The organism is Enterobacter cloacae complex sp. P42RS (assembly GCF_014930595.1).
In the GTDB taxonomy this organism is placed as follows: domain Bacteria; phylum Pseudomonadota; class Gammaproteobacteria; order Enterobacterales; family Enterobacteriaceae; genus Enterobacter; species Enterobacter bugandensis.
In genome coordinates, this window is record NZ_JADBRK010000006.1 from 1 (window position 1) to 12,506 (window position 12,506).

9 protein-coding genes are annotated in these 12,506 nt (G+C 58.1%); 4 read left to right on the forward strand and 5 right to left on the reverse strand.

Features of this window, described 5'->3' with window-relative positions; translation table 11 throughout:
* Window positions 1–235 precede the first annotated feature (235 nt).
* The 3 genes from adk (at window position 236) to IM314_RS10010 (ending at window position 3,334) form a co-directional block, all read left to right on the forward strand.
* Window positions 236–880, forward strand: coding sequence for an adenylate kinase (gene adk, locus IM314_RS10000; protein ID WP_006809841.1), 645 nt, complete (start codon window positions 236–238; stop codon window positions 878–880).
* Between the two features lie 124 nt (window positions 881–1,004).
* Window positions 1,005–1,967, forward strand: a complete 963-nt coding sequence (gene hemH / locus IM314_RS10005) for a ferrochelatase (RefSeq protein ID WP_041911054.1) — start codon at window positions 1,005–1,007, stop codon at window positions 1,965–1,967.
* A 62-nt stretch (window positions 1,968–2,029) separates the two neighbouring features.
* A complete protein-coding gene (locus tag IM314_RS10010) occupies window positions 2,030–3,334 on the forward strand; it encodes an inosine/guanosine kinase (protein WP_045260696.1) in 1,305 nt (434 codons plus the stop codon).
* Between the two features lie 92 nt (window positions 3,335–3,426).
* Here IM314_RS10010 and ybaL read toward each other — a convergent pair whose 3' ends face one another.
* Both ybaL and IM314_RS10020 read right to left on the reverse strand, forming a co-directional pair.
* Complete coding sequence (ybaL, locus tag IM314_RS10015; RefSeq protein WP_041911052.1) at window positions 3,427–5,103, reverse strand: YbaL family putative K(+) efflux transporter; 1,677 nt, start codon at window positions 5,101–5,103, stop codon at window positions 3,427–3,429.
* Between the two features lie 232 nt (window positions 5,104–5,335).
* A complete protein-coding gene (locus IM314_RS10020) occupies window positions 5,336–6,544 on the reverse strand; it encodes an MFS transporter (RefSeq protein ID WP_028012201.1) in 1,209 nt (402 codons plus the stop codon).
* Window positions 6,545–6,708: 164 nt separating this feature from the next.
* Here IM314_RS10020 and ushA point away from each other — a divergent pair, with 164 nt between their 5' ends.
* A complete protein-coding gene (ushA, locus tag IM314_RS10025; RefSeq protein ID WP_060573171.1) occupies window positions 6,709–8,361 on the forward strand; it encodes a bifunctional UDP-sugar hydrolase/5'-nucleotidase UshA in 1,653 nt (550 codons plus the stop codon).
* Window positions 8,362–8,480: 119 nt separating this feature from the next.
* Here the strand turns inward: ushA and ybaK are convergent, their stop codons facing one another.
* The 3 genes from ybaK to copA form a co-directional block, all read right to left on the reverse strand.
* Window positions 8,481–8,960 (reverse strand): Cys-tRNA(Pro)/Cys-tRNA(Cys) deacylase YbaK, encoded by a 480-nt coding sequence (gene ybaK, locus IM314_RS10030; protein ID WP_008499307.1) that lies wholly within the window; start codon window positions 8,958–8,960, stop codon window positions 8,481–8,483.
* A gap of 198 nt (window positions 8,961–9,158) precedes the next feature.
* Window positions 9,159–9,953, reverse strand: a complete 795-nt coding sequence (locus IM314_RS10035) for a TraB/GumN family protein (RefSeq protein ID WP_193359302.1) — start codon at window positions 9,951–9,953, stop codon at window positions 9,159–9,161.
* A 50-nt stretch (window positions 9,954–10,003) separates the two neighbouring features.
* Window positions 10,004–12,502, reverse strand: coding sequence for a copper-exporting P-type ATPase CopA (copA, locus tag IM314_RS10040; protein WP_041911049.1), 2,499 nt, complete (start codon window positions 12,500–12,502; stop codon window positions 10,004–10,006).
* Window positions 12,503–12,506 lie beyond the last annotated feature (4 nt).

Below are 12,506 nucleotides of genomic sequence, written 5' to 3' on the forward strand. Positions count from 1 at the left end.
CACCATGGGTAAAGGATGTTAAAAAGTGTTCACCATGTCCCCGAACACCTGTCTACCATGTCCCCGGACTGTACAGTGGGAGAGGGCCGGGGTGAGGGCACCAGACCGCACTCTCCCAAATTATCTCCCCCCATTAACCGTTTCAGCCTTCCCGCCTTCCTTGAGCCACGCCCGTTCTGGTGGTATTGTTTAGCGCTTTTGAAAAATTGAAACGACATTTGAGGGGATTTTCGCAATGCGTATTATTCTGCTTGGCGCTCCGGGCGCGGGTAAAGGAACTCAGGCTCAGTTCATCATGGAGAAATACGGTATTCCGCAAATCTCCACCGGTGACATGCTGCGCGCCGCTGTAAAATCTGGCTCCGAGCTGGGTAAACAAGCGAAAGACATCATGGACGCAGGCAAGCTGGTAACCGACGAGCTGGTTATCGCGCTGGTTAAAGAGCGCATTGCGCAGGAAGACTGCCGTAACGGTTTCCTGCTGGACGGCTTCCCGCGCACCATTCCTCAGGCTGACGCCATGAAAGAAGCGGGCATCAACGTGGACTACGTGCTGGAGTTCGACGTACCGGACGAGCTGATCGTTGACCGTATCGTTGGCCGTCGCGTGCACGCTGCCTCTGGCCGCGTTTACCACATCAAATTCAACCCGCCTAAGGTTGAAGGCAAAGACGACGTGACCGGCGAAGAGCTGACCACCCGTAAAGACGATCAGGAAGAGACCGTGCGTAAACGCCTGGTGGAATACCATCAGATGACCGCGCCGCTGATTGGCTACTACACCAAAGAAGCGCAGGCGGGTAACACCAAATACGCCAAAGTTGACGGCACCAAAGCCGTGGCTGACGTACGTGCAGAGCTGGAAAAAATCCTCGGCTAATCACGCGCCTCTCACCCGGGTTTCCGGGTGAGAAATATTCTCATCTTACCTATTACAGCAATGGGTTTCGTTTAAACGCATTTCCGCTACAATTGACAACCTATCAAATGGTTAAGAGGCGTGAATGAGTCAGGCGAAAACCGGCATCCTGCTTGCCAATCTGGGCACCCCAGAAGCACCCACTCCAGCGGCGGTAAAACGCTACCTGCGACAATTTTTAAGCGACACGCGCGTCGTGGATTTTCCGAGACTGCTGTGGTGGCCGCTGCTGCGTGGCGTCATTCTGCCGATTCGCTCTCCGCGCGTTGCCAAACTTTATCAGTCCGTCTGGATGGAAGAGGGCTCGCCGCTGATGGTGTACAGCCGTCGTCAGGAAAAAGCGCTGGCCGCCCGTCTGCCGGATATGCCCGTCGCACTCGGCATGAGCTACGGTAAACCTTCTCTGGAAAGCGCCGTCGACGCGCTGCTGGCACAGGGCGTGGATCATATCGTTGTGCTGGCCTTGTATCCGCAGTACTCCTGCTCGACGGTGGCCGCCGTCTGGGACGAGCTGGCGCGTATTCTGAAGACGCGTCGCCGCATTCCGGGCGTGACCTTTATTCGCGATTATGCGGATAACGATCTCTACATTAAGGCGCTTGCCAACAGCGCCCGAGCATCGTTTGAAAAGCACGGCGAACCGGATCTGCTGCTGCTCTCCTATCACGGTATTCCGCAACGTTTCGCCAATGAAGGGGATGATTACCCCCAGCGCTGCCGCGATACCACCCGCGAGCTGGTCTCCGCCCTTGGCCTGCCGCCGGAGAAGGTGATGATGACCTTCCAGTCGCGCTTTGGCCGCGAGCCGTGGCTGACGCCGTACACCGATGAAACCCTCAAAATGCTCGGCGAGAAGGGCGTGAAGCACATTCAGGTGATGTCGCCGGGCTTCTCGGCGGACTGTCTTGAAACGCTGGAGGAGATCGCGGTGCAAAACCGGGAATTTTTCCTTGAGGCCGGAGGCGAAAAGTATGAGTACATTCCGGCGCTTAACGACTCACCTGAGCATATCGACATGATGGTCTCGCTGGTGACGAACAGCCGCTGATCGCACTCCGGGCCGGGTTTGTGCTACCATTCCCGGCCCATATTCTTCGTACAGTTCAGACCATGAAATTTCCCGGTAAACGCAAATCCAAACACTACTTTCCCGTCGATGCCCGCGATCCGCTCCTGCAGCAAATCCAGCCTGAAAATGAAACCAGCGCGGCCTGGGTTGTCGGTATCGACCAGACGCTGGTGGACATTGAAGCGAAAGTGGATGATGAGTTTGTCGCCCGTTACGGTCTGAGCGCCGGTCACTCGCTGGTGATTGAGGACGACGTTGCCGAAGCGCTGTACCAGGAGCTGGTGCGCGAAAATCTGATTACCCATCAGTTCGCTGGCGGCACCATCGGCAACACCATGCACAACTACTCGGTGCTGGCAGATGACCGCTCGGTGCTGCTCGGCGTGATGTGCAGCAATATCGAAATCGGTGGCTACGCCTACCGCTACCTGTGTAACACCTCCAGCCGCACCGATCTTAACTATCTCCAGGGCGTAGACGGGCCGATTGGCCGCTGCTTTACGCTGATCGGCGAATCCGGCGAGCGTACCTTTGCCATCAGCCCGGGCCACATGAACAAGCTGCGCGCGGAAAGCATTCCCGAAGAGGTGATCGCGGGCGCGTCTGCGCTGGTGCTGACCTCCTACCTGGTGCGCTGCAAGCCGGGCGAGCCGATGCCTGAGGCGACCATGAAGGCGATTGAGTACGCGAAAAAGTACGACGTGCCCGTCGTTCTGACGCTGGGCACCAAATTCGTGATTGCCGATAACCCGGAGTGGTGGCAGACCTTCCTGAAAGAGCACGTCTCCATTCTGGCGATGAACGAAGAAGAGGCCGAGGCGCTTACCGGTGAAAGCGATCCGCTACTGGCGTCCGACAAAGCGTTGGATTGGGTGGATCTGGTGCTCTGCACCGCGGGTCCGGTTGGGCTGTATATGGCGGGGTTCACGGAAGAAGAGAGCAAGCGCAAAACCCAGCACCCGCTGCTGCCGGGGGCGATTGCGGAGTTCAACCAGTACGAGTTCAGCCGCGGCATGCGCCACAAAGACTGCGTGAATCCGCTGCGTATCTACTCCCACATTGCGCCGTATATGGGCGGGCCGGAGAAGATCATGAACACTAACGGCGCGGGCGACGGCGCGCTGGCCGCGCTGCTGCATGACATTACCGCGAACGCCTATCACAAAACTAACGTGCCGAACTCCAGCAAGCACAAGTTCAGCTGGCTGACCTATTCGTCGCTGGCGCAGGTGTGCAAGTACGCGAACCGCGTGAGCTACCAGGTGCTGAACCAGCATTCTCCACGCTTAACGCGTGGACTGCCGGAACGAGAAGACAGCCTCGAAGAGGCGTACTGGGACAGGTAAAAGCAAAACGGCAACCTGTGGTTGCCGTTTTTAGTATTTGTTCCCTCTCCCTGTGGAGAGGGCCAGGGTGAGGGCATCAGGCCGCAGCAAACTTACCCCGTAACCGCCTCTTCAACTGGCGGCTTCGTCAGCAGCGTCAGCATGGTGTTCGCAATCTCACGCTCGCCCATCACCACCTGATTCGCGCCGCGCTCGGTAATGTACTCCACCTCGTCGTCATAGTGCGCTCGGGCAATGATCTCAATACCGGGGCACTTCTCACGCGCGGAGGCCACAATCTCACCCGCTTCATAACCGTTTGGAATGGTCAGCAGCAGCCAGCGGGCGCAGTCCAGATGCGCCAGCTCCATGATCTCTTCGTTCGCCGCATTGCCCAGCACCGCACGAATCCCGCGCTCGCGAAGCTCATCCACGCGGGTGCGTGACGTCTCAATCACCACCAGCGGGATCCCCTGCGCCATCAGCTTCTCGCCGAGCAGGCTGCCGACGCGGCCAAAGCCCACCAGCAGGGCGTGATTACAAATATCCACCGGGATCTGCTTCTCTTCTTCCGTTGCCTCTTCCAGCGTCTGCTCTTCGAGGGTTTCGGTCTTCTCGAGGTATTTTTCCAGCAGGGCAAACAATACCGGGTTTAGCATGATGGAGAGGATTGCCCCCGCCAGCACCAGATTTTGCCCCGCCTGTGGCAGCAGGTTCAGGGCCATGCCCAGACCGGCCAGAATAAAGGCGAACTCGCCAATCTGCGCCAGGCTGGCGGCAATGGTCAGCGCCGTGCGCGGGGAGTGGCCGAACATTCGCACCAGGAAGAAAGCCGCGAGCGACTTACCAAAAATAATGATCGCCAGCGTGCCCAGCACGGCCAGCGGCTGCTGGATCAGTACCAGCGGATCGAACAGCATCCCGACGGAGACGAAGAACAGCACGGCAAACGCATCGCGCAGCGGCAGCGTGTCGTGCGCCGCACGGTGGCTCAGCTCGGATTCGTTCAGCACCATCCCGGCGAAGAACGCCCCCAGGGCAAAGGAGACATCAAACAGCTCAACGGCACCGAAGGCGATGCCCAGCGCCAGCGCCAGCACGGAGAGAGTAAACAGCTCGCGGGAGCCGGTCGCCGCGCTGCGGGACATGATCCACGGCACCAGACGGCGGCCCACCAGCATCATGATGGCGATAAAGGCCACCACCTTACCGATGGTGATGCTCATATCCAGCGCCAGCGAGGCGAAGCCGATGTTCTCTTTTTCCATCATCCCGGCGACGGCGGGCAGCAGCACCAGCGTCAACACCATCACCAGATCTTCTACAATCAGCCAGCCAATCGCGATTTGCCCGCGCTGGCTGTCTATCAACTGCCTCTCTTCAAGCGCGCGCAGCAGCACCACGGTACTGGCGGTGGAGAGGCACAGCCCAAAGACGATGCCGGTCATCAGCGACCAGCCCAGCACTGCCGAAAGCGCCATGCCCAGCAGCGTCGCCACCCCTATCTGGGCGATCGCTCCGGGTATGGCGATCGACTTTACCGCCATCAGGTCCTTCAGCGAAAAATGCAGACCGACGCCAAACATCAGCAGGATCACGCCCAGTTCCGCCAGCTCTGGCGCCAGTTTGGTATCCGCCACGAAGCCTGGCGTGAAAGGCCCCGCCAGTACACCCGCTAACAAATAGCCGACAAGAGGAGAAATACGCAGCTTATTGGCAATCATGCCAAGGATAAAAGCGAGCACAAGTCCACCAACAATGGTGGTAATAAGCGGTGTGGCGTGGTGCATTCCGTCTCCTTTCGTGGTGAGTGTTCCATTTTTGGCGTGAATACCAAAAAGCCAGGTAATAGTTTATGACAATTTTTGCCCTTATGTTTATGAATAATTGTTGAAGTTTGAATAAAACGGCAATATGCGATTAAAAAGGCGCATATTGATAAATTCAGAGTGGGGATGAAGAGGAAACCCTTATCGCATAAGGGGGGAGGGTAGCCAAAGCATAACTTTAGCTACCCGTAAATCACGCTTTATGACGATTATCAGGCAGGAATATGGTCAACATCCCAAGAAGCGGCAGGAAAGCGCAAATTTTGTAAACCAGGAAGATGCTGGTGTGATCCGCAACCATCCCTAATACGGCTGCGCCAAGGCCGCCCATCCCAAAGGCGAAACCGAAAAAGAGCCCGGAAACCATACCTATACGGCCCGGCAGCAGCTCCTGAGCATAGACCAGGATGGCGGAAAACGCGGAGGCGAGGATAAAACCGATTATCACGGTTAAAATCCCGGTCCATTCCAGACTTGCGTACGGCAAAATAAGGGTAAACGGCGCCACCCCGAGGATAGAGCCCCAAATGACATATTTACGGCCAATTTTATCCCCCACCGGCCCGCCAATGACCGTTCCTGCGGCCACCGCGAAGAGGAAAGCAAACAGGTGAAACTGCGCGTTTTGTACCGATAATCCGAATTTTTGCATTAGATAAAAGGTGTAATAGCTGCTAATGCTCGCCATATAGAAGTATTTGGAGAAAATCAGCACCAGCAGCACGGAAACCGCAAGAATGACCTTATTACGAGGCAGGGGATTGATAACCTTCGCTTTAGGTTTCCCCTTGTTCACGCGATGCTGGGCGGCGTACCAGCGGCTGATTTGTGCCAGCACGACAATGGCGAGCAGGGCGGCCAGCACAAACCAGGCCACATTGCCTTTGCCATACGGGGCGATAATCACCGCCGCCAGCAGCGGGCCGAGGGAGCTACCGAAGTTGCCCCCTACCTGGAAGAGTGACTGCGCCAGCCCGTGACGGCCACCGGAGGCCATACGCGCCACGCGGGACGATTCCGGATGGAAGACGGACGAGCCGGTTCCCACCAGCGCGGCGGCGAGCAGAACCGCTTCAAAACTGCCTGCCATGGCCAGCAGCACCAGCCCGCTTAAGGTAAAGCACATGCCTATCGGCAGCGACCACGGCATCGGGTATTTATCCGTCCAGTAACCCACCACCGGCTGCAGCAGCGACGAGGCCAGCTGGAAGGTCAGGGTGATCATCCCGATCTGTACGAAGGTTAACGAAAACTCGGACTGCAGCAGCGGGTAGATCGCCAGAATCAACGACTGGATCATGTCGTTGAGCAGGTGCGAGAGGCTGATTGCGCCTAAAACTTTAAAAGAGGTGCGCGACGCCGGCGCGCCCGGAGCGGGCTGGGTTGATTCACTGATTGCCATAAATTCCACGTCAATTTGTTATTAGAGATGCAGGGAGTAATTATTATCCGACTAACATACTCGTCCGTGACATTTGAAGAAAGTCGCAATTCTGAAAACTTATTTGTCTATTCTTGTTAGTCACTGTAATTTTTGCCTTTGTCTATTGGTCAGGGAGAGAGAAGATGAAGTTAATGAAGCGGGGCGTCGCGCTGGCGCTTATTGCCGCATGGGGCCTGGCAAGCCTGCCCGCGCAGGCGTATGAAAAAGATAAAACCTATAAAATCACCATTCTGCATACCAACGATCATCACGGTCATTTCTGGCGCAGTGAATACGGCGAGTATGGTCTGTCGGCGCAAAAAACGCTGGTGGACGGCATTCGCAAAGAGGTGGCGGCCCAGGGCGGCAGCGTGCTGTTGCTCTCAGGCGGGGATATTAATACCGGCGTGCCGGAATCGGATTTACAGGATGCTGAACCCGATTTCCGCGGCATGAATTTAATCGGTTACGACGCGATGGCCGTCGGCAACCACGAGTTTGATAATCCGCTGAGCGTGCTGCGCCAGCAGGAGAAATGGTCCAAATTCCCGTTCCTCTCCGCCAATATTTACCAGAAAAGCACCGGCGAACGTCTGTTTAAACCGTGGGCGCTGTTTAAGCGTCAGGATCTCAAAATTGCGGTCATCGGCTTAACCACCGACGATACGGCAAAAATCGGTAACCCTGAGTTCTTCACCGATATCGAATTCCGCAAACCGGCAGACGAAGCGAAGCTGGTGATTCAGGAGCTGCAGCAGAACGAAAAGCCGGACGTGATTATCGCCACTACCCACATGGGACACTACGATAACGGCGAGCACGGCTCCAATGCGCCCGGCGACGTGGAGATGGCGCGCAGCCTGCCAGCGGGCTCGCTGGCGATGATTGTGGGCGGTCACTCGCAGGATCCGGTGTGCATGGCGTCGGAGAACAAAAAGCAGGTGGACTACGTGCCGGGCACGCCGTGTGCGCCAGATCGTCAGAACGGGATCTGGATTGTGCAGGCCCACGAGTGGGGTAAATACGTGGGGCGGGCGGACTTTGAGTTTCGTAACGGTGAGATGAAGCTGGTGCGCTATCAGCTCATCCCGGTGAACCTGAAGAAGAAAGTCACCTACCCGGACGGGAAAAGCGAGCGCGTACTTTACACGCCAGAGATTGCTGAAAACCAGCAGATGCTCTCCCTGCTGACGCCGTTCCAGAACAAAGGCAAGGCGCAGCTGGAGGTGAAAATCGGCACGCTGAACGGTCGTCTGGAAGGGGACCGCAGTAAAGTCCGCTTCGTGCAGACCAACATGGGCCATCTGGTGCTGGCGGCGCAGATGGCGCGCACGAATGCGGACTTCGGCGTGATGAGCGGCGGCGGCATTCGTGACTCCATCGAAGGCGGAAACATCACCTATAAAGACGTGCTGAAGGTGCAGCCGTTCGGCAACGTGGTGGTGTATGCGGATATGAGCGGGAGAGAGGTCGTTGACTACCTGACCGCCGTGGCGCAGATGAAGCCGGACTCGGGTGCCTATCCGCAGTTTGCCAACGTCAGCTTTGTGGCGAAGGACGGCAAGCTCAACGATCTGAAAATCAAAGGCGAGCCGGTCGATCCGGCGAAAACCTACCGTCTGGCGACGTTAAGCTTTAACGCCACCGGCGGCGACGGCTATCCGCACATCGATAATAAACCGGGCTACGTAAACACCGGTTTTATTGATGCGGAAGTGCTGAAGCAGTACATCGAGCAGAATTCGCCGATTGACGTGAATGCCTATGAGCCGAAAGGTGAGGTGAGCTGGCAGTAGTGTTGTGCGGCCTGATGTCCTCACTCCAACCCTCTCCCACCGGGAGAGGGCGCGAACACAAAAAACGGTAACGCCTGTTACCGTTTTGCTTTTACCTCGTAGCCGCCACCCGGCTTTTTTTACTCCCGGCGGGCAATATCCGCAAACTTCGCATCCAGCATTTTCGCCAGATCGCCCGCGGCCAGTTCAATATCCAGCCCGCGTTTACCGCCCGAAATATAGATCGTCTCAAATTCCTGCGAAGGCGCATCGATCAGCGTCGGCAGGCGTTTTTTCTGTCCGAGCGGGCTGATCCCGCCCACCAGATAGCCCGTGGTGCGTTGCGCAACCATCGGGTCCGCCATATCGACCTTTTTCGCCCCCAGCGCTTTCGCTACCTTTTTGAGATCGAGCTGTCCGGCAACGGGCGTTACCGCCACGGCGAGGTGCTTCATATCGCCATTCACCGCGACCAGCAGCGTTTTATAGACCTGGTCAGCGTTCAGCCCCAGCTTGCGCACCACTTCATCACCAAAGTTGGTTTCGTTCGGATCGTGATCGTAGGTATGGATCCGGAAAGAAATATTGTTTTTTTCGAGTAATTTAACGGCGGGAGTCATAGCTATCCTTCTTACGACAGACAATTCATGCAGCCAGCATACGCCTGACGTTTGTCTAAAAAATAGCACCATCTTGCGCAATAGTGTTGGCAGTGATGGTCACTTTGAGCGACAATCGGCTCAGCCGAAGGTCACTTCGGTATAATAAAAACGATGAAATTCCTCTTTGACGGGCCAATAGAGATATTGGCCATTTTTTTATTTCAACAGCGACGGCAAATTCCCTTCGCCGTATAAATGCAGCGCCCCGACCGCGACCACGTACTCCCCCGCAGGTAAAGCATGCAGCGTCTCTCGCCAGGCTTTGTTGCGCGCATTCATCAGCACATCATAAAGCGATTCACTGAACGTCGACGGTAGCGCCAGCTTACCGTCCGCGGGCGGCGCATCCAGCCACCAGCCAATCATGGTTTGCAGCAGACGCGCGTTGGTGTGCCAGTGGGTCAGGGTATCATTCAGCAGCATCAGACCGTCGTCAGGAAGCTGGCGCAGGAGCGCAATCTGGCTGTCCGTCCCTTCAAGCTCGATGATGGGCATACGGCGCGCCCGCGCCACGTTCAGCAGCTGGTAATCAATGCCGTAGTCACCGCGCAGGCCCAGACGCTGCGCCTGCGTGGCCTGCAGCACCATTGCAATTTGCCACAGCGGCAGGGTGTCAATCATGGAGAGCGACACGCCGGTTTCTGCCGCCACGCGCCTCAGCTCCGCGAGCTGGTCGTCGTTCAGGCGCTCCGCCAGCGGGAGATCGCTTTCAAGCCCGGCAAACGGCGACTCGTGGCCGGAAATGTCCGCCTCGACGACCAGCGCGTCGGCGCGCTTCAGGCGTTTTATCAGACCGGATGGCAGAGGAGACATTCCCTGCGTGCCCATATGGATGCTGCCGACCAGGTGCAGGTGTTGCCCGCCGGGAAGCGAAATATTTAGGCCGGGCCAGGCATAGCGGCGGGGGAAGAGGGCGCGAAACGATGCTTTTATACGATTAAACAGACTCATACGCGCTCCATGACCGGAAAGGGTCATGCTAGCGCGTACGAGAACAAGGTTCAATCCTTCGGTTTAAACCGCAGCAGACGGTTGGCATTGCTCACCACGGTAATGGAGGAGAGTGCCATCGCCGCACCCGCAACCACCGGGTTCAGCAGGGTGCCGGTCAGCGGCCACAAAATGCCGGCAGCAACCGGAATACCGAGCGAGTTATAGACGAACGCCCCGAGCAGGTTCTGCTTCATGTTGCGCAACGTAGCTTTCGAAATGGCCAGGGCGTCGGCCACGCCCATCAGGCTGTGGCGCATCAGCGTGATGGCCGCGGTTTCGATGGCGACATCGCTCCCGCCACCCATGGCTATCCCTACGTCCGCCTGGGCCAGCGCCGGGGCGTCGTTGATGCCGTCGCCCACCATCGCCACCTGGCGACCCTGACTTTGCAGGTTCTTGATGGCATCCGCTTTGCCGTCCGGCAGCACGCCCGCAATCACCTCATCAATACCGGCCTCTTTTGCGATGGCGTTGGCGGTGGTCGGGTTATCCCCGGTCAGCATCACCAGGCGATAGCCCGCGCGGTGCAGGCGCTGTAAGGCATCCACGCTGTCCTGGCGAAGCGGATCGCGCACGGCCAGCAGCGCGGCGGCTTTGCCATCCACCGCCAGCAGAACCAGGGTGGCGCCCCGAGACGCCTGTGCTTTCAGCTCTTCTTCCAGCGCGGACGTATCAACACCGTTTTCATTCAGCAGCGCCTGGTTACCCAGCAGCAGCGCGTGGCCGTCGGCTTCACCGCTGACGCCAAGCCCGCGCAGGGTACGGAAATTGCTGACCTGCGGCAGGGCTGCATTGCCCGCTTTGTCGAGAATGGCGCGGGCCAGCGGGTGGCTGGAACCTTGCTCCAGCGCGGCGGCAAGGCGCAGCGCATCCTCTTGCGCAATGCCTGCGGTGCTCACGGCCACTACCTGCGGTTTGCCTTCGGTCAGCGTACCGGTTTTATCAAAGACAATCGTATCCAGGGTGCTCGCCCGCTGCAGGGCATCCGCATCACGGACCAGCACGCCAAACTCGGCGGCACGGCCCACGCCGGAGATAATCGACATCGGCGTCGCCAGGCCAAGAGCGCACGGACAGGCGATGATCAGCACCGTGGTGGCGATGACCAGGGTGTAGACAATCTGCGGTGCCGGGCCGAAGAAATACCAGATCGCCGCGCTCAGCAGAGCAATGCCGATCACTACCGGCACAAAAATGGCCGAGATTTTGTCAGCAAGCTGGCCAATCTCCGGCTTGCTGCTCTGGGCCTGGCGGACCATGCGGATAATACGCGACAGCGTGGTGTGGCTACCGACGGCACTGGCGCGGAACAGCACGCTGCCGTCCTGCACTACCGTACCGGCATGAACCGCATCGCCCTGTGATTTTTGCTGGGGGATCGGCTCCCCGGTCAACATCGCTTCATCCAGCCAGGCGTCGCCCTGATTGATTTCACCGTCGACGGGCACCCGGTCGCCGGTGGTCAGGCGCAGCGTCATGCCCGGCTGTACCTCAGCCAGCGGGACGCTTTTTTCCCCATCGTCCGTGACCACGCGGGCCGTCGGCGGGGTTAAATCGAGCAAGCGTTCCAGCGCTTTCGAGGAGCGCTGACGAGCGCGCGCTTCCAGCATGTGGCCCAGGTTAATCAGGCCGATAATCATGGCGCTGGCTTCATAATAGAGATGGCGGGCTTCCATCGGGAACCACTGGGGCCAGACGTTCACGCTCATGGAGTAAAGCCACGCCGCGCCGGTACCGAGCGCAACCAGCGTATCCATCGTCGCCGTGCGGTTTTTCAGGCTCTTCCAGGCGCTGGTATAAAAATGCCCACCCGCAAAGACCATGACCGCAAGGGTAACTAAACCAATCACCAGCCACAGCGTGCGGTTGTCTGCGGTGACCATCATGTTGTCACCCATCATGCCCCACACCATCACCGGAATACCGACCAGCAGGGCGACGATCGCCTGCCAGCGGAAGCGCTTCATGGTGGCAATAGCCGTTTCCTGCTGGCGTTCGCGGCGCTCGGCATCATCTTCGATGGCCTCCGCCCCGTAGCCCGCTTTTTCCACGGCCTGCACTAAATCTGCGGCGGAGGCACTGCCCATCACCAGCGCAGTACGCTCCGCAAGGTTGACCCGTGCCTGTGCGACGCCCGGTACCGCCTGCAGGGCGTTCTGCACGCGGGAGACGCAGCTGGCGCAGCTCATGCCGTTGATCAGCAGCTGTTGGCTGTCATCAATATCATCCGCTGCCGGAAGCTCAGGAGTGGCCGCTGTCAGTGCTTCCGACGGGGATGATGACTCTGCCAGCGGGTTAGCCTTTGGGTGGCTTAACTCCGCCCCATAACCGGCCTGTTTAATAGTATCAATCAGCGCGTCCGCGCTGGCGCTGCCGGTCACGGCGGCATGGTCGATAGTCACTTCAGCGCTTTCAACGTCAGGACGCTGTTCCAGGCTTTCTTTAACGCGTTTGACGCAGTGGCCGCAGGAGAGGCCGTCCAGCGTCAGGTCGATAGTGTGAGACATAACA